The sequence below is a fragment of the Rhodococcus sp. NJ-530 genome (assembly GCF_003860625.1).
Taxonomy (GTDB): Bacteria; Actinomycetota; Actinomycetes; order Mycobacteriales; family Mycobacteriaceae; genus Rhodococcus_F; species Rhodococcus_F qingshengii.
The window spans coordinates 6,073,479-6,096,357 of sequence record NZ_CP034152.1; the positions used below are offsets into that span (position 1 = coordinate 6,073,479).

Consider the following 22,879-nt stretch of genomic DNA (forward strand, 5'->3'; position numbering starts at 1 on the left):
GGGTGTTCCGAGTACACACCCCTTCGACCATCAGGACGGGCCATGACCGCACCGATCACCCCGAAGAACACCGCAGTACGACGAGCCACTTTGCTGGCAGTGTGCGTGAGCACCGCAATGCTCATGCTCGACATCGCCGTCGTCAACACCGCCCTGCCGTCGATCGCATCCGATCTCGATACCGGAGTCAGCGCCCTGCAATGGGTGATCGACGCGTACACGCTGGCATTGGCGACGGTGGTTCTCAGCGCCGGATCGTGGGCAGACCGACGGGGTCGACGCCATGTTTTCATCATCGGCATTCTGTGGTTCACCACGGCATCTCTGTTCTGCGCTCTGGCGCCGAACATCTGGGTGCTCGACCTCGCGCGGGCCGCTCAGGGTATCGGCGGTGCCGTACTCTTCGCCTGCTCACTTGCCTTGCTGGCGGACGTGTTCGAGAAGGGTCCCCAGCGCGCGACTGCTCTGGCTGCATACGGCGCCACGATCGGGGGCGCGTTTGCCGTCGGCCCACTGGTGGGCGGGTTGCTCACCGAGTTGTTGGATTGGCGCGCAATCTTTTTGATCAACGTTCCGATCGGGTTGATCACACTGGCGATGACGGTGCGGTGGGTTCCCGAGTCACGCGATCCTCGGCCTCGCCGCGCGGACGTGCCCGGGCAGATTCTGGTGTCCACCGGCCTGGCAGCTCTGGTGTTCGGTTTGTTACGCGGTAACGAGGATGGGTGGTTCGAGCCGCAGCCGATGATCGCCGCGGTGATCGCCGCGGCCGCCATGATCGGTTTCTCCCTGCACGAGCTTCGTACCACCGAGCCCATGCTGCCCCCGCATCTGCTCGCCAATCGGGCCTTCGCCGGAGCGCAGATCGCAGCGTTCTCGATCTCCGCCTCCCTGTTCGCGGTGTTCGTCTACACGACCATCTACCTGCAGAACGTGCTGCATCTGTCTCCCGTGGACGCCGGCCTGGTGTATCTACCGGCGACGATAGCGATGTTCGTCGTCGCGGGCGCCACCGCGAAATTGGACGGGCGCATCCCCGTCTCGGTCTCGTTGACGTGCTCGCTTCTACTCGTCTCGGTAGGGCTGGTCATGATGACCGTCGTCGACGTGACGAGTTCGCCGTACGCGATACTTCCCGGATTTGTTGTCGCGTGCGTGGGGGCCGGGGTGTTCAACCCCGTCATGAGTGGGTTGGTTCTGGGCGAAAGCACTTCGAACCATTCCGGATTGGCCGCAGGGATCAACGACGCGTTCCGGCAGACCGGCATCGCAGTCGGGGTTGCCGTGCTCGGCGCCTTCCTTCCGGCGCAGTCGATGCTGCCCGGCGGACCACCGGACGACTTCGTCGGTGGACTTCGGTTGGCACTGTTTGTCGCAGCCTTCATCGCAGCTCTCGGTGCGTTGGTCTGTGCGGCGACGCTGCGCACTACCAGCGTCAACCAGACTCTTTCCGAGGAATCCGAGCAGATGTTGACGAGAACTAGTTGACCGTTTTGTCCTGCATGTATGAATTTCGCTCCTTAGAATCGAACCGTCCTGCGTCCGCAGGTACGAGGGGAAACGGATGATCTATCGACTGCTCGGGCCGTTGGAGGTCGCACGGGGTCCGGCGACGAGCGACGTGATCGATCTGGGCCCTCGAAAACAACGAACGGTCCTTGCCGTTCTACTGCTCAACCGTGGTCGCGTCGTCTCCACCGACCGGCTGATCGATGCTCTCTGGCACGACGACGCACCGGCGAGTGCGATGGCAAGCATCCAGGCGTATATCTCCAACCTGCGCCGAGCGCTACGCGTCGAAACCGGTACGGCGTCACCGATAGTGCGTCAATCGCCTGGCTATGTCCTCGACGTCGCTCCGGCAGACGTCGATCTGTCGGTGTTTCTCGACGACGCCGAAACCGCGCGACAACACGCTGAGAACGAACGGTGGCAGGAGGCTTTGACGACCGCTGACCGTGCCCTCGCCTCGGTCCGGGGGCAGCTTCTGGACGACCTGAACGACGCGCACTGGGTGGAGGTGGAAGCCGCAGCCTTCGAGGAAGTGCGGACCGAGTGCCGGGAGACCCGGATAACGGCGCTTCTGGCTCTCGGGCGCCTGGCACCCGCGCTGGTCGAAGCTGCTCAACTCTGTAGCGAGTACCCGTTCCGCGACCGGACCTGCTGGCTGCGAATGGTTGCCCTGCATCGGGCGGGCAGGTCACCGGAAGCCTTGGAACAGTTTCGATTACACGCGTCTCGGCTCGACGCCGAGCTGGGACTGGAGCCCGGCGGGGAGCTGACAGCATTGCAAGGCTCGATCCTGCGCCACGCACCCGGCCTGGCCGCCTGGCCGCGCACTCCGGGATGGACGGGGGCCGAACAAGTTTCGGTCCCGGCTTCTCCCCCAGCCGTAGCAGCGATGCCCGAGACGGATTCCTCACGCTTGTTCGTCGGGCGCGACGCTCAGACGACTGTCGCCGACAAGATGCTCGACGACGTTCGCCGTGGCTCGCCTCGCTGGTTGATCTTGACCGGCCCCGCCGGCATCGGCAAGACACGATTCGCCGAGGAGTGTTCGTCGAGAACAACGTCCATTCGAGGAGCCACCGTCTGGGCACGTTGCCCGGAGGACGACGGAACGCCGCCGTGGTGGCCGATCCGCCGACTGGTTCGGGAACTCGGAGCCGACGCCGATTTCGTATTGACGCCGCCGACGGACATCGATCCGGACGAAGCGAGATTTGCCGTCTACGAACGGGTTCGCACCACCATCGAAGCTGCGGCGAAAGATGCACTGTTGACCGTCGTCATCGACGACATTCAATGGGCCGATCCCACGTCCCTTCGTTGCCTGACCTACCTGGTCGGCGCAATGACCAGTGCCAGAGTCTGGTTCGTGTCGACGCTCCGAGACTCGGAAGTCGGGTCGGCAGTGCGCAAGTTCGAAGAAGCCGTACTCCACGGCGAAGGAAACCGAACCATGATTGTGCCGGCGCTCGCGCAGGGCGAGGTTGCAACACTCGCAAGGTGCGTCTCCGGGGACACGCTCGACGACGCGGAGGCGCGAACCCTGGCGGAACGAACCGGCGGCAACCCGCTGTTCGTCTCGGAGTACGCCAGGCTTCCCCGGAACGAGCGACTGGGCGACGGCATCCCCGTCGCCGTTCGATCTGTCCTCGGTCGACGGCTTGCTGCAGTGGAACCGGCAGTGTTGCACGCTCTTCGGGTTGCCGCAGTTATCGGCGACGCCATCGAGGTGTACACACTGGCCGCAGCCACCCGTCTCGATGTCGACACTCTCGCCGACCATCTCGACGCGGCTGCTGATGAACGAATCATCGTCGCGGACTCGGCAAACGGCGGTTACGTCTTTGCTCACGGCCTTCTCCGAGACGAAGTCCTCGAAGCGATACCCACGCTTCGTCGCCAGCGGATACATGCCCGAGTTGCCGAAGTGCTCGAAAATTCCTCCGATCCGGACCGGCTGAGCCGCCGCGCGCAACATCTGATGTCGGCACTTCCCCTGGTCGATCCACTCGTCGTTCTGGAGGCATGCACGGCTGCAGCTCAGGATGCGACCGATCGGTGGAGTTCGGAGACCGCGGCCGAGTGGTGGGAGGCAGCTGTCCGCGCGTTCGACTCACTTCCGGTGTCCCAGCAATCCGCTGACGATCGGGACGACCTGCTGGTGGCCAGAGTCGAGGCCCTCGCCCGCGCAGGTCGAGGGCAGACAGTTCTCGACGTCGTCAATGCCGGTCTCCTCGAGGCTGTTCGGGAGGGGCGAACCTCCGCCGTCGGACGATTGGCAGGCGCATTACTTCGGGCCGCCGGTGCGTGGCCGTGGGTTTCCTACGGTACCGATCCGGGACCACTGCTCGAACGGCTCGCGGCGGTCGAGCCCTTGGTCGAGAACGACAGGTCAGCTCACGCACGGGTTCTTGCTGCGCTGGCGGTGGGAAGTTGCTACCACCCCGAAGCCGAGATCCCGAATCGATGGAGCGCCCGTGCTCTCGACATCGCCCGCGAACTCGACGATTCGGATGTGATCGCGGACGCGCTGCTCGGACGGATTCTGCTTTTCTCCGGAGTCGCGGTGCACAGCGCGGAGTCCATGCGCCTACTGCGCGAGCTTTTCGAACTGCCGCACCAACAATCGCGTGTCGACAGCGTCGTCGCACACGCCGTCGCGAGCATGACGGAGATGAATCTGGCCAATGTCGATGCTGCCGTCAAACACGTCAGGCAGGGGATCATCGGCTGCGAGCTACTGAGACTCCCGGTGGTTCGGGTCCAATTACGTTGGATGGAAGCAACTCTCGCCGAATGGTACGGAGACTTCGCGCAAGCCCGCCGGCAGTACGAGACGGCCAGGCAGATCCATCTGCAAACGGAGTTGTACACGGCTGGCAGCGCAGATCTGGCGTTCAACACTCTGGAGTGGGAGCGAGGTGCGTTGGCAGAATCTGATCCCGGTGTCGTGGAACCTGATTCGTGGAACATCGCCATCGACGCCGCCCGAGGCGAGCGCGACGCCACTTCCGAAGGCATCAAGAAGTGGCTGATCAATCGCGGGCCACAGACGTGGACGACATTGGGACACCAGACACTACTTGCACGCGTCGTGGCAGATCTGGAACTGGTCGAATACGCCGACACCTTCATCGGCCTTCTCTCGCCACACACCGGCTGCATCGCAACGGTAGGCCATGTCGGTGAACTGGGCTCGGTTGCCGAAGCCTCCGCGCGTCTGCACGCGCTTCTCGGTCACGTCGAGCAGGCATCGACTCTCCTGGATCAGGCCGAGAAGATCGCAACTGGCTCCGGCGGAGCACCAACACTGCTGCGCTGTCGACTGCTTCGGGCGCAGCTCCGAGAGCCGTCCGCCGAACGTGAACGGGAGCTGACGGAAGTGGCGGCCGAATCGGAGACACTCGGCATGCGGGGCGTAGCTGAACGAGCGCGATCGACATGGCCCTGAACTGCGAGAATGCGCTTGGATAAAACTTGGATCCGCTCGGGATACATACGTCAAGAACCACCCAAGCCTGTTCGGACATCCTTCCCTTGACCGAAAGACGGATGAGGAAAGGAAGACCATGAACCTTCAGACCCCCACGCTCGACGCCGCGGTCGAATCACTGCGCGCAGAGGTGACCGGCTCCGTTTCCCTGCCTGGCGAAACGGGATACGAGTTGGCGATTCCGTGGAATGCAGCGGTTCCCGTCGCGCCTGGCGCTGTGGTGGCAGTCGAGAGCGCGCAAGACATTGTCGCAACGGTGCGATTTGCGGCGAAGTTGGGTCTGCGCGTCGGTGTTCAGCGCACCGGCCACGGCGCGGTCCCTCTCGGCAGTGACGTTCTCCTCGTCCACACCGGCAGGCTCACGGAGTGCGTCGTCGACCCCGAAAACCGCACTGCCCGAATCGGCGCGGGCTTGATCTGGCAGGACGTCATCGACGCTGCCGCACCCCACGGCTTGGCGCCACTGGCAGGTTCTTCACCCACGGTCGGAGTCGCCGGCTTCCTCACCGGCGCCGGCATCGGCCCGATGGTGCGCACGTACGGGCTCTCGTCGGATCACGTTCGTTCGTTCGACATCGTCACCGGCAGTGGCGAACTCATTCATGTCACCCCCGACGAACATGCCGAATTGTTCTGGGGGCTACGCGGCGGCAAGGCCACACTGGGCATTGTCACAGCCATCGAGATCGACCTACTACCGGTCACCCACTTCTACGGCGGTGCACTCTATTTCGACGGCGCAGATGCAAGCGCGGTCGCGCACGCCTGGCTGGACTGGGGCGCCGACCTGCCTGAGCACAGCTCGACCTCTCTTGCCTTTCTGCAACTTCCACCCCTTCCACAGGTTCCGCCACCGCTGGCCGGCAGGCTCACCGTCGCGGTCAGATTCGCAAGTCTTGCCGAGGAATCCGATGCCAAGTCACTGATCGACCGAATCCGTTCAATCGCAACGCCCTTGATCGACGCAGTCGGTGTGCTGCCTTATGCCGCCCTCGGGGCAGTGCACGCCGATCCCGTCGACCCGATGCCGACGCACGAATCCACGGCATTGACCAACGAGCTGTCACACGAGGCCGTCGACGCATTGCTGGCCGCTGCCGGCCCCGGATCCGGTTCACCCCAAACCGTCGTCGAATTACGTCTCCTCGGGGGCGCCCTCGCACGGGAACCTGAGCACCGCAGCGCCTTCTGCCATCGGGACGCTGCCTTCTCGCTGTTCACCGTCGGAGTTCTTGCCCCACCGATGGTCGACGCGGTAGTCCCGCACGCCGAGACTCTCGGACGAACGATGGCGCCATGGACGAACGGGCATGCACTGCCCAACTTCGCGCCGAGCGTCGACCCGGAGAAGATCGCCCGCACCTACGACGAGGACACCGCTCACTGGCTGAGCGCTTTGGCGGACACGCATGATCCGCAGGGAGTCCTGGCCGTCGGTCAGGTCATGCGCCGGATCTCCTGAACTTCGCCAACTCTCGCAACCGGACCAGATCCCAGGCGTGCCGGGGGCGACGGATACCCGGTCGATCTCGGGGGACTCTGACCCTCAGCGCCTGCGGACTGACCGTGCACCTGACCGGAGTTGGCATCACCAGCGCCTCGCCGTCGACGCCGACCGGAATCTCGTCGGTGTCGGCGTCGACGATCACCTCGAATCCGGTGCCCTGAGCCAGACCGTGTTGATGCGCCCTATGGAGCAACCCGATGGCCTGACGGGCACTGCTGACGGAGATCGCGACGATTCCGAGAGTGCCCCTGTCCAATCGCGGCCGATGACCGAGCCCCGCCAGGTCGTTCATCTCGTACGGGCCGTTGCTGACCAGCACAGCCTGTGGACCCACCGCGGACACGCTCGGGGAGCGCGCGGTCAGCACCGCTCCGGCACGTCCGGCGAGGAGATCCGGGAGCATCTGCAAGAAGGTGCTGGTCTTGGCATCGCGGTACTCCGGACTCTGGACTACCTCGGCGTACGCCCCGAACGATGCGTTGTTGACGAAAGTTCGACCGCCGACATTTCCCAGATCCACCGTGACCTCGACGCCGTCGACGAGCGCGTCGAGGCACCGAGATGGATCCTCGAGATCGAGCCCCAGATCCGCGGCGAAGTGGTTGCGCGTTCCCGCGCTGACGACGAGGAAGGGCAGGTCGTTTTCGGCCGCGACAGCAGCAACCAGTGCCTGTGTTCCGTCGCCACCGGCCACACCGAGTAGGTCGGCGCCGTCCGCGACCGCCTGCCTGGCCAAGGCCGTCACGTCGATCTTCTCGGGCCCCTCGAGCAGTGCGACCGTGGCCCCCCGTTCCTCGGCCTTGCGTTTCAAGTCGAACTTCTCGACCTTGCCACCACCGGAGTTCGGGTTCATCACCAAGAACGGCTTGACGGGCGGCGGTGCCGGTCGCTCGACAACCGGCAATTCCTTCTCCTCCCCCGCCAAGGCGGTGCGAGCGCAGATACCGGCTACGACGAACAACCCGATCGCGAGCAGCACCACCCACAGGAGTCGTTCTCGGACCAGGAAGGTGAGCACCACGATCGGCGTCAGAACCGCCACGGCCAACGAGAGCCAGCGGAGGAATCCGCGGGTCGTCAGAAACCAGTACACGGCCACGACGCACACGACCACCCCACCGATTCCCAGGATCAGCATGGTCAAGGTTTTCAGTCCGGCGAAGATCAGGAGCACCGCGACTGCAAGAACCAGGGCCGCGAAGGCTGCGCGCGCCAACCAACTCTGTTTCGACGAGGGCCGATCCGTGTGGGCAGAGGTCGTCATCGAGCCACCTCCCCGCGATTGTCATTTCGACCGGTACTTCGACGCTATCCCTTCGAAGCAGGCCAGTCACCTACCGGCAAGAATCTCGCGATCGCGCACTGCTATTTTATGACGACACCTCGTCATAAAAAGGAGTAGCCGTGACAACACCGACGCCCGAAGCGTGGGAATCCGCCGAAGGAACCCTGACCGGCATTCGGAAAGCCGGACTCCACGGACTGCGTTGGACGGCCTGGTTGGCCGGCGCGACAGGTCTCGCGCAATTGGTGTCGATCGGACTGAACTTCACCGACACTGTCAGCGGAATCGTTCCGGCCACGTACCCGCCTGTAGATGTGGCGTGCAGCGTCGTCGCGCTCGTTCTTCTGGTCGGCCTGCTTGTCGGCCGCCCCAACGGTCCCGCGATGTTGTCGAGTCTCGCCCTCCTCATGGCCATGCTGATGGCGCCCACCCTTCACAAACACGCACCCGAGTCGCTCTGGCTGGCGGCGGCACACGCCGTCTCGGTCGTCGCCGTCATCACGCTGTCCGTGATGACTTCGCGGTTCTCCAGTGCCGAGTTGGATCGGTCGTGACACCGGATTCACCCCTCTCGCTTGCAGCTGAGGAATGGATCACTGATCTCACTACCGCGGAGATGGAGCGATTGCGCAAACGCACGACGCTCACACTCGCCGAAGAGCAAGAGGTCTGCCGATCCGTACGCTCGATCGCGCAGCAGATGATGCTCGCACCCGTCTCGATGTGGCAAGGTGATCCGCGCCTTGTTGCGGACCTGTTCGACCTCCCCGTGACCGTGAATCAGACCCAGGAGGATCGACCATGCCGAAGTTGACCGGTGGTGCGACAACCGCTGAGCACAAAATCGCCACCCGAGAAGCCATGTTGGACGCGTTCATTCGCGAACTTCACGAGCAGGGCTGGCAGAACGTGAAGCTGCAGACGGTGGCCCAGGCGGCCGGCGTCTCGCGGACAGCGGTGTACAACTACTTCCCCGACAAATCCGCGTTACTGCTCGCCTGGTCCACCCGCGAGATGGATAGATTCCTACTCCTGGCCGAGCGTGAACTCGCGGACCGCGAGAATCCTGTGGACCGACTCGAAATCCTCGTCAAACTGACACTCGTCGAGTTCTCACTGCAACGATTCACAGGAATCGCGTTGGTCGAATTGTTGTCAGCGCAGGATCGCGAAAGTTTCCTCGAACATATTGTCCCGCTGTCGGTTCTGGTCGAACAGCTCGTCCAGGAAGGTGTCGACGCCGGTGTCTTTGTCGATTCCGATGCTGCCGCATCCGCGCAACTCATCCTCGCCTGCGTGGAAAGCCGACGCCCGATGCTCATGGCCGGCGACCGAGTGGACGCCGTCGTAGCGACCACCGTCCCGTTCATCATGCGCGCGTTGGGCGTTGCGTGGCCGACTTCCCTCGCGGCCGAACCCTCCGATCGCTCTGCTCACGATCGGTAGGATCGCAGATATGCATTTCGACCTCCCGCCCATCGATCAGCAAGCCGAGCGATTGATCGAACTCGGTGTTCACGAGATGGCCGGACTTTCTGCCGGCGATGTCAGGGAGGCCGCAACCGGGCACGGTGATGTCGGACTACTCACCGTGCACGAAAAACTGGCTCCGGCTTCAGTTCTGACTCCGCTGCTCGAGCTCGAGAACAAGCGCGGATTCATAGTCGTCGACATGGCGGACGTCGATCTGTTCACCCCCACCGAGCAGTCAACGCTGCCCGAAAGCCCATTACATCTGCTCAGTGGAGTCGACCGCGGGGATCACCTGGCCAACTGGAGCCCGGACGAAGCATTGCCCGCAATCGTCGACGCAGACCGTACGCCGCTGACGCTTACCGAAGGCATCCACTGGCTGTTGCAGCGCCCCGACATTCTCGAACGCGGAAAGTGTTTCATGACCATCGGCTCCCGACTGCGCAAACCTGACGGATCCTTCGACACCAGAACTCCCGCCGTGTGGATCAGCAACGGAACCGGTCGCGACGGCAAAGACAACCGCAACGCCCCGAAAGTCGGGTGGTGCTGGTGGGGTAACCGCCACACGTGGTTGGGGTTCGCATCGGCGAGCGACCGGGTACCGCTCCCGAACTAGAGCACGGTTGCGCGGTCGAATCGGTACCGATCCTTCCACGGCATCTCGGCCTCGAGCATTGCAGCGGCAGAAAGTAATTCCGCGTCGCAACCCCATTTCGCCGAGATCATCACGCCGAGTGGAACGCCGTCTTCCGTCCAACCGAGTGGCAGACTGATCGACGGGAAACCGGTTGCATTGGCGACGACGGTGTTTCCGGTGAAAGCGACCATGTCGATCAGTTCGGTCGCGGGATCTTCGTCGTTGCGCAACTCCCCGATCGCAAGCGGCGGCTTCGTCACAGTCGGAGTGACAACAAGGTCGGCGTCGGCGTAGTCGAGACTCCATCGCCGCGCCCAGGCCTGAACAATACCGATTGCCGCGGCCAGCTCACCCGAAGACACCTGGTTTGCTTGAACTCGCAAGTGCTGCACTATCGGACGCAGAAGGTGTTCGTACTCCTCCGGGATCGGCTTGGTTCCCGCCAAAGACGAGAACATCTTGACGAAAGCATCGATGAAAATGTCATCGCGAGCCTGCGGTCGCTCGAACACGTTGTGACCCAGACCCTCCAACACAGACCCAACCTTCGATACAGCAGCCGAGAGCTGCGCATCCACGGCTCCGCCGGAGACCGATCCGTGAGCAAGAGCGACGGTCAAGGGGCGAGCCCGAACTCCCCCGGCCTGTACGACGAACTCTTCGAACGACTTCGGCCGAGACGGGTGGATAGTTCCGGCGCCAGGTCGCGTCGCCAGAACGTCCAGCAGCGCAGCGGTATCGCGAACTGTCCGGGCGATCGGCCCCTTGCTCGCAAATCCGAAGTTGTCATGCCCCGCCACGCCCATCGTGATCAAACCGCGGCTCGGCTTGAGGCCCACCACTCCGCACGTACTTGCCGGCGAACGCAACGAACCGGCGGTGTCACTTCCCTGCGCAAACGGCACCAGACCAGCGCCGACGGCGGCAGCAGCGCCGCCACTGCTGCCGGCGGCACTCCGCGTGCGATCGAACGGACTGCGAGCAGGCGGAGCGACTTCCGGCTCGGTGTAACAGGCTGCCCCGAACTCGGGCACCGTCGTCTTACCGATGTCGATCAACCCACCTTCTCGGATCGCCTCGACGATCTCGTCGTCAGCGTCCGGCACGAAGTCGCGAAAGAGCGCCGATCCGAAGGTCGTGCGAATGCCGCGCGTTGCATCGAGGTCTTTGATTGCCGTCGGAACGCCGAACAGTCGCGGAAGGGGCCCGGCGTCCCGCTCGTCCAACCTGCGCTGCGCTTGTTCGGCGAGGGCGACTGCGTGCTCCCCTGCGATCGTCGTGAAGGCGCCGACGTCATCGGAAGTGGTCGCACGGTCGACGAAGTACCTGGTGACTTCGGGAATCGAGACCTGTTTGGCGGCGATCACACCGGCAAGTTCGACGGCGGACAGTTGATGGAGATCGGTCATCGGGCAGCGCTCCTTGGAGGTCGATGGACACTTGTAATTTCGATACGCGTATCGCTATTGTTGTCAGCATGGTATCCGAATCCACCAACTCTGCAAGGGCTGGTCGACCAAAAGCATTGAGTCACAGACAGATTCTTGATGCCGCGGCAGAGATCGCCGATACGGACGGCCTGGATGCGGTGTCATTTCGAGTGCTCGCCGAACGACTCGGCATATCGCCGATGTCCGTCCACCGCACAACCGGCGGTATCGACGCCTTGAGGCGAGATCTGATCTCGACTCTCGTAGGCGAAGCCGTCTCGTCGATCGACTGGCCGACCGACTGGCGCGGGGTTGCCCGCACGTTCGCCTACGGCCTCCACGATCTCCTGATGCGCCATCCCCTGGTCCTGGAAGCCCATCGGCAGGCATCACTGGAAGCACCCGGGGCCGACGATACCGCCCACCGAGTCGTGAGCGCCCTTTCCTTGGCCGGCCTCGAGGACGAGCAGGCCACGTACGCATACGGCGCGCTGCATGATTTCGTCACCGGACACGTCGCAATTCAATTGGGACGCGGCGCTTTCGACAGCGCACCTGCCGATCGACGCGAGGCATCGGTGTTCGCACTTCATCACGATCCCACCCGAAGGTTCGAGTTCGGAGTCGCCCTCATCCTGGACGGTGTGGCGTCGATCGCGCAGCAAGGAACCACATCATGACGAGCAGCGTGACCACAACCGAAATTCGCGACGCGTCGGGGCGTCGTATCGCATTCTGCGAGTACGGCGATCCGACTGGCCACCCGGTAGTCGTGGCCCACGGATCACCTGGCAGCCGATACGAAGGGCTCTCACTCCACAACGCGTCTTCGACGGCAGGCATACGGCTGATAGTCCCCGATCGACCCGGCTTCGGACGCACGGATCCGTACACGGACAAGGGATTTCATTCCTGGGACGACGACTTCGTCACCCTGGTCGATCACCTCGAGTTGGGCTCGGCCACACTGATGGGTTTCTCCGGAGGCGGCGGTTACGCGCTCGCAGTCGCTGCAGCCGTTCCCGAACGAGTCTCGAAACTGGTGCTGGCGTGCGCCATGATCCCCGGGGCACCGCGAAATACTTTGCGACGCAGAATAAAACTGGTATCTGCGTTGTACTTTGCCGCCAACTGGGCTCCCCGTGTGGCCGGCGCAATGCTCGCAGGAACCGGAGTGTTCTCCAAGCTACGCAGCGACTCAGTCTCGATCTGGCCGGCCGCCGATCAGGCCGTCATGACCGACGAGGTACATCGCCCCGCTCTCCAGTTGGATTCATCCGAAGGGATCGCACAGGGCGGATCCGCAGGGGTTGTCGACTTGGCTCGGTATCGCCACGAGGTGCCTGGACTCTTCCAATCGATCTCGGTACCAACGGTTTTCCTACACGGAACCGACGACGGAAACGTACCCATCGAAGTAGCCCGCTGGGCACACTCGCTGATTCCCGACTCTCGCTTCGAAGAGATCAACGGAGGCGGCCATCTGTTCGTCGTCGCGGACCCCACTCCGCTCATTCGCGCCCTCGCCTAATTCCCCTTGACTCGAACGCATGTTCGAGTATTCTTGGGGAGGGGATCGGGGGATTCAATGAGCGTCTTGTTGTCGGATGTGGTGTCTGGTTCTGCGGTGGGGTTACGCGGACGGTTGTGGCGGTTGACTGCTGCCGAGTTGCGCGCTGCTGCTGTCGAGGCGAGTGCGGAGATTCTGCGCCTGGAAGCCGTTCGAGTGGCCGTGGTCGACGAACTGTCGTTGCACCCGGATGATCAGGTGATCGCCAGCCGCGGGGTGGGTGCGTGGTTGGCGGCGAACACGATGCTGCAGGTTCGGGACGGGAAGAAGATCGCCGCGTTAGGTGCAGCTTTGCGGCCGTTTCCGGCGGTGGCTGCTCGGTTCGATGGCGGGGACTGCTCCTTCGATCATGCCGTGTTGATCGTGGCGTTCTGCGAGTCACCACCGAAAGGCATGCCGGAGGAGGCACTCCCTCGCTGTATCGATTTGTTGTTGGCTGCGGCATCGGGGGTGGAGGCGACGACCACGAAGGTGCGGAACGTGATCGCGACGTTGGAGAGGTTGTTCGAATCGGATGAGATCCCGCCCGCCGAAGACATCGACCGGAACGAGCTCCGGATCGCCTCGACATTGAACGGTCGAGTGGTGGTGCGCGGCGATTTCGACGCTCTCACCGGGGAGATGTTGCTGTCGGCGTTGTCGAATCTGACGATGCCAACCCCAGCACCGGATGGGACGCCGGATGCCCGGTCGGCGGCGAAACGCACCGCGGACGGGTTCACCGAACTGATCCGGCGTTATCTCGATTGCGCCAAGACTGGTACCGATGGTGGTCAGCGTCCGCATGTGAACGTGCACATCAATGCTCGTGATTTGGCTGAGCATCGGGACTGTGCCGCACAGTCTTCGGATTCGGGTGATGACGGCTCACTGGAGCCGGCCGATCTTGATGTCGGGCACATGCCCTGGCTCGGACCGCTGTCCGTATCGCAGACCAGACTCCTCGGGTGTGACTGCTTCCTCTCCACCGTCCTGCTCGACGATCACGGCGCGCCCTTGGATGCGAAACCAGGAAAGAGGTTGGTCACCGCCGAACAGCGAGTGGCGTTGATCGCCCGAGACAAGGGCTGCGCCTTCCCCGGCTGCACATGCGTACCCGCCTGGACCGATGCGCACCACATTAAGCACTGGGCCAACGGTGGCCCGACGGAGATGAACAACCTGGTCCTGCTGTGCCGTTCACATCACCGACTGATGCACCGCAAAGCCGGGTTCGTCGGCAAATGGGAAATCCGAATAGGCGCCGACAACAAACCCTGGTTCATCCCGCCACCCTCGATCGACCCGCAGCAGCACCCGCGACCGGCGAACACCACCTTCAAAACCTGAGAGGTCAAACCTCTTTGGCGACAACAGAACACGGACCGAGCACCGCATCGAAGGAGACCTCGATGCGGCGCCAAAAGACATGCTCAGCCCAAATCGGCGACAATCCGCTCGGCGAGAGGCCGTGACGACGCCGGATTCTGACCGGTGTAGAGCTTGCGGTCCACCACGACATAAGGCGACCACGCCTCAGCCTTCGAGAATTTGCCGCCCAATTCGCGTAGGCGAGTTTCGAGCAGCCACGGAGCCTTGTCCGCCAGACCAGCCTGCGTCTCCTCTTCGTTGGTGAACGCGGTCAGCTGATAGCCGTCGAACAGCCAGCTTCCATCGGGTCTCTGGGCCGGCAGGAGTGCCGCCGGCGCGTGACAGACCGCCGAGACCACCTTGTCCGCGTCCAAGAAGTTCACGAGAAGCTCACCGAAGGATGCCGACACCGCAAGATCCTCCATCGGTCCATGTCCACCCGGTACAAAGACCACGTCGTAATCGGCAGCATCGGCGTTCTCCAAAATCTCCGGCGAATCGAGCACCGGCTGCAGATCGGCGATGTACTTGCGCATACGGTCGGCGCCTTCTTGCCCGCCGTTCACCTCGGGCGCCAGGCTTCCCTCGTCCACAACGGGAGCTTTACCGCCAGGCGTCGCGATCACGATCTCGTAGCCGGCGTCGACGAAAACGCGATGCGCCTCGACCAGTTCTTCCGCCCAGTACCCGGTCGGGTGGGGTGTTCCGTCCTTCAGCGTCCAGTGATCTGCAGAAGTGACCGCAAACAACAGCTTTGTCATCGCGCAACCTTTCGTCGGTAAAAGGAACCCATTGGTGACAAGACACCATCTTCAAGGCCCGATCAATGAAATAACGTCCAGTCAGTGCAACACGCTGCCCTTGTGAGAATTCCTCACCACCGCAGAATCACGTCACCCGTCAGGTCCCGATCGGCTTGCCGAACAGTCCCGCGACGAGTTCACCAACCGCATCCACCCAGACTGGCCAGGTCCTCTGATCAAGCGCCATGGATCCAGCGTCGAAGGTGCTGCATCCCTGCTGACCAGGCACACCAGCGAACCGATCGCGAAGCCACAGTAGAGCACTCGGCAAAGCGACGACTTCCATGCTGACATGCTCACTGAAGTGGTCTCTGGTGTAAACGACACTCGCAGAAGGATCTTGGCAATAGGTATCGACAAGTTTGTTCACCGGGCCAACAGGCACCAACCAGTCGGGATTCGACTGATAAATGTACATCGGCACGTCAGGAACCGACTTACCCATGGCAGCTCGGGAGAGCGCAGCTCTCACCGTGGGGTGTTGGACGGGATCTCCCGGGACATCGAGGAAGCCCTTGATGTTGAGGAAGGGCACTGCAGCTGACGTCCAGAGCATGCACAGGTTGCCCTTGGCAGCGAAAAGCGCTCGGCCGGAAGGGTTTATGTGCTGATCGATGAAGCCTGCAAGTTCAGGATCTTCTCGGCTCACTCCGATTACACCGGCAGCGACGATCCCGGCCCCGAGAGCGTTGTTGGCATTGTCGAGCAAAGCGCCGAGATCCGCGGCAACACCACCTTCGGCGACTCCGACGATATTCAGTTCCGGCGCGTACGCCTGCCGTATTTCAGCTGCGTGACCGGTAGGAATCGATCCACCCGAGTAGCCGAGCAGCCCTACGCGAGTTGACCGCCCTTGCAGCTCCATGGGTTCGAAGTTCTCAGCAGCACGAATACCGTCGAGCGTGATCCGGGCCGCGACGGGGCCGGAGGCGAAGGAAGAATTGGGTCCCTGATGATCGGGCACCGACAATGCCCAACCCTGCGCCAGTGCCGCCTGCACTTCGAGGAATTGAGCCCCACCGGTCGCAGCGCCCGTCACCAGCCACGGCAACGCGCCTTGCTGCATGACATACGAAGGTGCGCAGTAGTTTCCGAGTGAATCCTCTGCCATCTGAAAGGACAGCAGCGGGCGCGGGCCTCCATCGCGAGTGTCGCCACGCGGCTTGATCACTGTGGTGACAGCAGGAATTGCCTCGCCCGCAGCATTATTGGATCGATACGAGATCTGCCACGCATCCACGTTGGTCGGAATCAGGTTGAGAGTACCGAGATTCACCGCACGAGCGGCGATGATCTCACCCGGTTGCTTGGATTCGACGACCTCGACAGGCGGTTCATAGAAGGCCTGGTCCAGTTCAGGCAAAGGCGGTGCAACCGCAGGCGGCAGGGCAGGCTGGACCTGAATTTGGGCGGGAACACCTTCGTCCGGTGCCGCTGAGGCAGGTGCCGAAAGTCCGATCTGCCCGATTACTGCAATCACGGCAATCGCGAGGCCCCCGCATTGTCGGTCAGTTGTCCAGCGTCGTCCCATACCAATTCCTCCCCGGAAAAGCACAGATTGCCTTGTGTTGCCGCAGTTCTCATCACGAGCACACAAGTTAGATGCGAGTGTCTAACACATTGAGGACGAGAGTAGAGCGTTGTGGGCCGGATTACAATCCCCTGGTGTTCGTGACCTATTCGTCGGTGTGAAGGGGCGCGTCGTCGATCAACGCATTCAAGAGCACCGTCATCAGATCGACCAGTACCGACACGGGAGGACGAGGCTCCGCAGTGCTCCACTGGTGCACCAGCGCGGTAAGCGCGCCGATGAAGGCGGTGGACGCCCACCGGTAACCACCTGGCGGTTCGTAATCTTCGCCCACGATCCCTTTGATGATCGACTCGAAAAATGTTGCCCAGACCGAACGTTGGTCCACACGATGCTTTTCCACCCGGGGACTGACACCTACGACGTCGATGAAGGCAACGTGTGCGCGTCGTGGGTCACTTCCGACCGACTCGACGAAGGCGGCCATGGCCGTCGCTGCCTTGTCACGGAGATTGACCGAAGGCTCTGCATCGAGTGCGTCGACCATTGCAATTCTGGCGTCGAGTTGAATCTGGTCATACAGCGCGAGGAGTAGATCCTCGCGACTACCGAACTCGTCGTAGAACTGCCTTCTGGCCAGACTCGCGGACGCGCAGATATCCGCCACCGAACTTCCGGCATACCCCTGGTCCGCAAACACGCTGAGAGCAGCATTCAAAAAGAGAGAACGGCGTTCGGCCTTGCGAGCCGCGACCGACCTTCCGCCGTAGTTTCTGTCTGTTTCAGCAATTGCCACGTCTGCCAGAGTATGCGGCATCGCGCCGCACACAAAACGCATCTGACCTGCTGCAAAGTTCCTTCACCACCACTACCGGCGCACCGGCACTGCAGCACGATCAGGCCAATACGAAGGCCACGGCAAAAAGTGTCCAGGCGGCAGCGAGAACCGTTGACGCCGCAGCAACTGCCCCGGTCACGGCAGGTCGAGTGCTGCGGTTGCGCGCGGCGATGATCCCGACCGTCATCAAAGTCAACGCCACCAGGAACGACAAAACCACGATTTTCACCAGCAACCCCTTCGACGACGGTCAACAGAACCGGAGACTATTTAGATAGTACACAAATAAATCGTGCATTAATTAAACTCAAAGTCCGTCAGGGAACTCTTGACAGAATTCAAGAGCGCCTGTCAGGCTGGTCCTGACGAAAGGAGAACTTCTCATGGAAGACCTGATCGAACGCGCCCTGACTGCGAAGATCGAGACCGCCGCGATCACCACGGTCAACGCCGCGATCACCGAGGCCGGCACTCAGGCAGACAAGATTGTCGGAACAGATCCTTTACCTGGTAGCCCTGAGTGGGAGGCAGAACAGGACACCGACATCCCGGCGCAGCGTCAGATGGCGTGGCAGTTGGCCTGTTTCCGGATTCAGCTCGCCGCGGGTATCGATTCGACGGCAAGCGTCATGAGCCTGCGTAGATTCGGCGCAACATGGTCAACCATCGGCCGCGCTGCCGGAATGACCCGTCAGTCCGCGCATGAACGGTGGGGTCGACGTGTATCGGACATGCTCGATCCCTACGGAGTCGGGATGCCGCCCATGGTGCCGAATGATGATCCGACTCAGCCCTGACTATCAATCGCGCGACTAACGATCGCGTCACTACCGATCCGGCAGCAGCGCATCTGCTTTCGCGACCAGCACAGCGCGCTCACGCTCGTTCCCGGCCAGACGAGCCGCTTCGAGGAGTTCGGTTCTAGCCTCCTCGGATCGGCCGAGCTGACTGAGCAACTCCCCCCGAACGCTGGGAAGCAGGTGGTAGTCGGCCAGTTCACCTGAAGCGACAAGCTTGTCGACGAATTCGAGCGCAGGGCCAGGACCGTATGCCATGGATACCGCCGCCGCATGATTGAGGTCGACCACGGGCGATGGCGCCAGTTGCGCCAGAGCCTCGTAGAGGATGACTATCTTCTTCCAATCGGTGTCTTCGAAAGTTGCTTCTCGCGCATGACATTCGGCAATCGCCGCCTGCAGGCCGTACGGGCCTCGTCCACGCCCGACGGCGTCAGCTCGTTCCAGCGCGGCAAGCCCACGCGAGATCTGTAGGCGATCCCACCTCGTCCGATCCTGGTCAGCCAGCAGGATGGGTTCACCGGTCGAGGTTGTCCGAGCGCCGAATCTCGAGGCTGTCAGCTCCATCAAAGCGACAAGGCCGTGTACCTCGGACTCCCTGGGGACCAATTCGGCGAGTATTCGCGCGAGCCGCAGAGCCTCAGCACTGAGCTCCGCCCGCATCCACTCGTCCCCGGAACTGGCTGCATAGCCTTCGTTGAACACCAGGTACAGCACTCCGAGGACCGCGCTCAATCTGCTCGAAAACTCTTCTCGCCCTGGAACTTCGAAAACCGCTTTCGAGGCGGTCAGCGCCTTCTTCGCGCGGACTATCCGCTGCTGCACCGTCGCCGTCGGCGTGAGGAACGCTTTCGCAATCTCTTCCGTGGTCAAACCGCCCACCACCCGAAGCGTCAACGCCACCTGCGCTTTTCGATTCAACACGGGATGGCAGGCGATGAACATCAGGCGAAGGACATCGTCGTCGATGCGGTCCGGATCCCAGCTGACGTCGTCGAAATGTGAAGCGTCGTTCTCGAGTTCACGCGCAAAGTGGGCGTAGCGCTCGTCCAACCTCTCACGTCGTCGCCACCCGTCGATCGCTCGTCGTGTCGCCACAGATGTCAGCCAGGCAGCGGGGTTTCTCGGAACCCCCGTCGCGGGCCACTGCTCGACGGCTTCGAGCAGAGCCTGCGCGGCCAGATCCTCGGCGAGATCAAGATCTCCGACGGTGCGAGTCAACGTGGCGACAATCTTCGCGGATTCGATACGCCAGACCGCGTCGACAGCCTTTCTCGTTTCTTCTCGCACCGCCTCGTCGGTCATGGTCAGCCTGCGACCGGACGATCGGTACCGAGCTCTTCACGCCAGCCTGCCTCTTTCTGGATGTACTCGTTGTCCTGATCGAAGTCCGACATCTCGCTCACGCGGCGTACCTCGAGCTTGCTTCCCGGCCCGAGCGGGCAGCGCTTCGCCCATTCCAAGGCTTCGTCTTTGGTCGACGTCTGAATGATCCAGAATCCCGAGAACAACTCCTTCGTCTCCCCGTACGGGCCGTCGGAGACCAGCGGAGGATCGGACTCGAAATCGACGATGAATCCCTCCTCCATCGCCAGTCCCTCACCGGCCAGCAAGACACCTGCCTTGATCAGGGACTCGTTGTACTGCCCCATCGCCGCGATGATCTCGTCGAAGTCCATGTCCTTGGATGCTTCGATAGCCTCATCGGTGGAACGCATGATCAGCATGTACTTCATGAGAATCTCCTTCGTTCGTGGACCGCTCTGTTCGGTCCCTCTGCTTACACGTCGAACGGCGCACTCACCGATCGACAAACTTCCGAAACAATTTTTCCGAGGACATAACCGCCGGTCGCGATACGCTGCCCACGGTATCGGCGGACGGGCCGTCGGGCCGGTCAGAAGTCGAGAAATCCCGGCACGACTTCGCGAACGAGCCCGGTCGCGTCAGAGCTCCCGTAGAAATACACCGACCCGTAACCGAATAGGTACTCCTCTACGAAATCGGGGTGGGACTCGGCAACCACCGGCCACCCCTCTTCGTTGATCTGGAACAGGAAGCTGTGTCCATCTGCCTCGACGGCATCGGCGTAGGACGGTTCGTTCTGAATGAGCACCGGTTGCGGAGCTATCCACACCAACGGCATCACCTCGTCGTCCGAGGGAATCCTGATCAACGCCGCGCTGCCAAGGCCCGCATGGCTGCCCGCCGATTCCGCACTTCGTGACGACGAGGGGTGCAGGACTGCCCTGACCCCGATGTCCGGGTATTCGAGGTCGTCGTCGCCGATGGAGAAACCTCGACGGATGAAGATCGAAAGCTCTCGCACGCCGAGCCACGGCGCCGTGTGTGCCTCGAGCGTCAGAAGGTACTCGTGCGACCGCAGAATCGCCTGACCAGCGAAAACCTGCGGAGGTCGTCCACCAATCCGTGCCCCACTATTCGAATCGCTCGAACCCACCCCGAGATGTACCCTGTCCACCGGCGTCATCCTAGGGAGATCCGACGGGTGTCGGAGGGAGACTCTCCGATTTCCTACAATCCGCTGGTGACGTAGGCCACAATCAGGCTCGATGATGGGTGCATGACAACATTCCCGACTCTCGACCCCGAACTCGCCGCGGCACTCACCATGCTCCCGAAGGTGGACTTCGCTGACCTCCCCAACGCACGGGCCACCTACGACGCTCTGGTCGGCACCATGTTGGCCGACCTGTCATTCGACGGAGTCACGCTTCGTGAACTGTCGGCACCCGGCCTGGACGGCGATCCGGAAGTCACGATTCGTTTCTTCACCCCGGACAACACTGCCGGCCCTGTCCCCGTTCTGCTCTGGATCCATGGCGGCGGATTCGCAATCGGCACCGCAGAATCCAGCGATCCATTTTGCGTCGAGGTGGCGCGGGAACTAGGATTCGCCGTTGCGAACGTGGAGTACCGCCTCGCCCCCGAAACCCCCTTCCCCGGCCCGTCGACGACTGCTACGCCGCACTCCTCTACATCCACGCCCATGCCGAGGAGCTGGGGGTCGATACACGCCGCATCGCAGTGGGAGGGCAGAGCGCAGGCGGTGGACTGGCCGCAGGCACTGTCCTCAAAGCCCGTGACGAGGGCGTTGTGCCCGTGGCCTTCCAATTCCTCGAAATCCCTGAACTCGACGACCGCCTGGCGACGGTCTCGATGACGAACTTCGTCGACACCCCCTTGTGGCACCGCCCTAACGCCATCCTGTCGTGGAAGTACTATCTCGGCGAGTCGTATTCCGGTCCCGAAGATCCTGACGTGTCCATTTACGCTGCGCCGTCCCGGGCTACCGACCTCACCGGCCTGCCGCCGACCTACCTGTCCACCATGGAACTCGACCCGCTCCGCGACGAAGGAATCGAATACGCCCTTCGGCTGCTGCAAGCGGGAGTCAGCGTCGAATTGCACTCCTTCCCCGGAACCTTTCACGGGTCGGCACTGGTCGCGACCGCCGCGGTCAGCGAAAGAGGTGCCGCCGAAGCCCTCACTGCGCTCAGGAGAGGGTTGCGTTCGCTCTCGCCGGTCTCGTAGCGTTGCGAGATGCAAGGACTGATGTACCGGCTTGCCGAGCTCGATGCAGACTCGGCAGGCCTGGTACGTGTCATCGATTACTTCGACGCCCTCGTGCGGCACGGCTCCGACACCGCGTCTTTGCTTCGTGCGAGCGCGCAGTTGGCGGACTGCGTCGTGGGTATCGAGATCGTCGAGCGCGGCAGAAGCAAGAAGAATTTGCGCCGTTGCGATCCGCGCGGCCGATGGTCACCCGATCCTCAGCTCCCACCGAGCATGACCAGAAACATTGCCGTAGACGACGAGGTTCTCGGAACGGTATGGATCGAACGACCCGGGGCCAGCTTGCCACTCGACGAAATGCTCGTCGACCGGATGGCCCTGACCGCAGCGATAATTCTGCAACCGCGACGCCTGCCTACCGAAGCCGAGCACACTCGAAATCTGTTGTTCCCGATGGATGAACTCGCGGTGCTCACCTCCTGCGCCGGTCTCGGTATCGAACCCCATACCCCAGTCCGTGTAATGGCAACCAAGGCAGTCTCAGGCACGGCCGAAGGTGCTGCACACCTTGTCATTTCGCCAGATTACAAACCTGGCAAAGCCACTGGGATAGACGCTGACGGCGAGTATCTGAATCTCGTGACGGGTTCGTTCGCGGCGACACCCGAGCTGTCCGAGGCCGCGCTGTCGTCATTCATTCGCGCCGGAATATCTTTGACTGCTCCCGCTTCCGAAGTGAGCACAATACTGAGCACTGCACGATTCGCTCGAGCACAGGCGTCGGCAACAACACCGATCGTGAACGCCGACAATCTCGGCGCCCTCAACCTCCTGGCGCCGGGACCACACATCGATCACTCGCGAATACCGGATCTGGTTCGTGCCGAAGAGATCGGCGACACCAAACAGGGATTAGAACTACTCGAAACCTTGAGGTCATACCTGCAGTCCGGAACCTTGAGGGCCGCAGCCGATTCCATGCATCTTCACCACAGCAGCGTCGCGCACCGATTGGCGAAACTGTCCCAGCACGTCGGATTCCACGTCGACGCCATCGAGAACCGAGCACGCGCAACGGCCATGATGCTGGTCCTCGATGGCGGATAGGACCCACCG

Annotated in this window: 21 protein-coding genes and 1 pseudogene; 13 read left to right on the forward strand and 9 right to left on the reverse strand. The window is 62.4% G+C overall.

The features are described from left to right. Positions 1–42: 42 nt before the first annotated feature. The 3 genes from EHW12_RS28355 (at position 43) to EHW12_RS28365 (ending at position 6,464) form a co-directional block, all read left to right on the forward strand. Positions 43–1,488, forward strand: coding sequence for an MFS transporter (locus EHW12_RS28355; RefSeq protein WP_125052330.1), 1,446 nt, complete (start codon positions 43–45; stop codon positions 1,486–1,488). A 76-nt stretch (positions 1,489–1,564) separates the two neighbouring features. Next, a complete protein-coding gene (locus tag EHW12_RS28360; RefSeq protein ID WP_125052332.1) occupies positions 1,565–4,960 on the forward strand; it encodes a BTAD domain-containing putative transcriptional regulator in 3,396 nt (1,131 codons plus the stop codon). 118 nt (positions 4,961–5,078) lie between these two features. After that, on the forward strand, positions 5,079–6,464 hold the full coding sequence (locus EHW12_RS28365) for an FAD-binding oxidoreductase (RefSeq protein WP_042922891.1): 1,386 nt from the start codon (positions 5,079–5,081) through the stop codon (positions 6,462–6,464). On the opposite strand, the gene EHW12_RS28370 is transcribed toward EHW12_RS28365, so the two are convergent. After that, a complete protein-coding gene (locus tag EHW12_RS28370) occupies positions 6,445–7,773 on the reverse strand; it encodes a diacylglycerol kinase family protein (protein WP_042451656.1) in 1,329 nt (442 codons plus the stop codon). The genes EHW12_RS28365 and EHW12_RS28370 overlap by 20 nt on opposite strands. A 140-nt stretch (positions 7,774–7,913) precedes the next feature. Between EHW12_RS28370 and EHW12_RS28375 the strand changes: the two genes are divergently transcribed. Genes EHW12_RS28375 through EHW12_RS28390 form a run of 4 tightly spaced genes read left to right on the forward strand, consistent with a single transcriptional unit; the run spans position 7,914 to position 9,886 of the window. After that, positions 7,914–8,348, forward strand: a complete 435-nt coding sequence (locus EHW12_RS28375; protein ID WP_125052334.1) for a hypothetical protein — start codon at positions 7,914–7,916, stop codon at positions 8,346–8,348. Then, complete coding sequence (locus tag EHW12_RS28380) at positions 8,345–8,608, forward strand: hypothetical protein (protein WP_007730221.1); 264 nt, start codon at positions 8,345–8,347, stop codon at positions 8,606–8,608. The genes EHW12_RS28375 and EHW12_RS28380 overlap by 4 nt, the downstream gene beginning before the upstream one ends. After that, positions 8,596–9,240, forward strand: coding sequence for a TetR/AcrR family transcriptional regulator (locus tag EHW12_RS28385; RefSeq protein ID WP_054188290.1), 645 nt, complete (start codon positions 8,596–8,598; stop codon positions 9,238–9,240). The genes EHW12_RS28380 and EHW12_RS28385 overlap by 13 nt, the downstream gene beginning before the upstream one ends. Positions 9,241–9,250: 10 nt before the next feature. Next, entirely contained in the window at positions 9,251–9,886 is a 636-nt protein-coding gene (locus tag EHW12_RS28390; RefSeq protein WP_064113567.1) for a DUF5701 family protein, read from the forward strand. Here EHW12_RS28390 and EHW12_RS28395 read toward each other — a convergent pair. Beyond that, positions 9,883–11,316, reverse strand: coding sequence for an amidase (locus tag EHW12_RS28395; protein ID WP_064113566.1), 1,434 nt, complete (start codon positions 11,314–11,316; stop codon positions 9,883–9,885). The two genes, EHW12_RS28390 and EHW12_RS28395, sit on opposite strands and share 4 nt — an antisense overlap. 68 nt (positions 11,317–11,384) lie before the next feature. On the opposite strand from EHW12_RS28395, the gene EHW12_RS28400 reads away from it, so the two are divergent. The 3 genes from EHW12_RS28400 to EHW12_RS28410 are packed head-to-tail and all read left to right on the forward strand — an operon-like array spanning position 11,385 to position 14,236. After that, positions 11,385–12,017, forward strand: coding sequence for a TetR/AcrR family transcriptional regulator C-terminal domain-containing protein (locus EHW12_RS28400; protein WP_234552371.1), 633 nt, complete (start codon positions 11,385–11,387; stop codon positions 12,015–12,017). After that, complete coding sequence (locus EHW12_RS28405; RefSeq protein WP_125052336.1) at positions 12,014–12,868, forward strand: alpha/beta hydrolase; 855 nt, start codon at positions 12,014–12,016, stop codon at positions 12,866–12,868. The genes EHW12_RS28400 and EHW12_RS28405 overlap by 4 nt, the downstream gene beginning before the upstream one ends. Positions 12,869–12,925: 57 nt before the next feature. Then, the gene (locus EHW12_RS28410; protein ID WP_125052338.1) at positions 12,926–14,236 is read left to right on the forward strand and encodes an HNH endonuclease signature motif containing protein; all 1,311 of its coding nucleotides are present in this window, start codon (positions 12,926–12,928) and stop codon (positions 14,234–14,236) included. Between the two features lie 83 nt (positions 14,237–14,319). On the opposite strand, the gene EHW12_RS28415 is transcribed toward EHW12_RS28410, so the two are convergent. The 4 genes from EHW12_RS28415 to EHW12_RS34765 all read right to left on the reverse strand — a co-directional run bounded on the left by EHW12_RS28415 (position 14,320) and on the right by EHW12_RS34765 (position 17,658). Continuing rightward, a complete protein-coding gene (locus EHW12_RS28415; protein ID WP_030537402.1) occupies positions 14,320–15,018 on the reverse strand; it encodes a type 1 glutamine amidotransferase domain-containing protein in 699 nt (232 codons plus the stop codon). A 139-nt stretch (positions 15,019–15,157) separates the two neighbouring features. Continuing rightward, positions 15,158–16,591 (reverse strand): lipase family protein, encoded by a 1,434-nt coding sequence (locus tag EHW12_RS28420; RefSeq protein WP_125052340.1) that lies wholly within the window; start codon positions 16,589–16,591, stop codon positions 15,158–15,160. A 145-nt stretch (positions 16,592–16,736) separates the two neighbouring features. After that, positions 16,737–17,429, reverse strand: a complete 693-nt coding sequence (locus tag EHW12_RS28425; protein WP_081377511.1) for a TetR/AcrR family transcriptional regulator — start codon at positions 17,427–17,429, stop codon at positions 16,737–16,739. 58 nt (positions 17,430–17,487) lie between these two features. Beyond that, the gene (locus tag EHW12_RS34765; RefSeq protein ID WP_164490604.1) at positions 17,488–17,658 is read right to left on the reverse strand and encodes a hypothetical protein; all 171 of its coding nucleotides are present in this window, start codon (positions 17,656–17,658) and stop codon (positions 17,488–17,490) included. A 154-nt stretch (positions 17,659–17,812) separates the two neighbouring features. Here EHW12_RS34765 and EHW12_RS28430 point away from each other — a divergent pair, with 154 nt between their 5' ends. After that, entirely contained in the window at positions 17,813–18,226 is a 414-nt protein-coding gene (locus tag EHW12_RS28430; protein WP_003942828.1) for a hypothetical protein, read from the forward strand. A gap of 30 nt (positions 18,227–18,256) precedes the next feature. Here EHW12_RS28430 and EHW12_RS28435 read toward each other — a convergent pair whose 3' ends face one another. The 3 genes from EHW12_RS28435 to EHW12_RS28445 all read right to left on the reverse strand — a co-directional run bounded on the left by EHW12_RS28435 (position 18,257) and on the right by EHW12_RS28445 (position 20,717). After that, positions 18,257–19,531, reverse strand: coding sequence for an RNA polymerase sigma factor (locus tag EHW12_RS28435; protein WP_125052342.1), 1,275 nt, complete (start codon positions 19,529–19,531; stop codon positions 18,257–18,259). A gap of 2 nt (positions 19,532–19,533) precedes the next feature. Then, positions 19,534–19,962, reverse strand: coding sequence for a YciI family protein (locus EHW12_RS28440; protein ID WP_007735729.1), 429 nt, complete (start codon positions 19,960–19,962; stop codon positions 19,534–19,536). A 161-nt stretch (positions 19,963–20,123) separates the two neighbouring features. Beyond that, entirely contained in the window at positions 20,124–20,717 is a 594-nt protein-coding gene (locus EHW12_RS28445; protein ID WP_125052344.1) for a hypothetical protein, read from the reverse strand. Between the two features lie 210 nt (positions 20,718–20,927). On the opposite strand from EHW12_RS28445, the pseudogene EHW12_RS28450 reads away from it, so the two are divergent. Both EHW12_RS28450 and EHW12_RS28455 read left to right on the forward strand, forming a co-directional pair. Next, positions 20,928–21,781, forward strand: a pseudogene (locus EHW12_RS28450) (alpha/beta hydrolase). A gap of 9 nt (positions 21,782–21,790) precedes the next feature. After that, complete coding sequence (locus EHW12_RS28455; protein WP_241199069.1) at positions 21,791–22,870, forward strand: helix-turn-helix domain-containing protein; 1,080 nt, start codon at positions 21,791–21,793, stop codon at positions 22,868–22,870. The last annotated feature ends 9 nt before the right edge of the window (positions 22,871–22,879 follow it).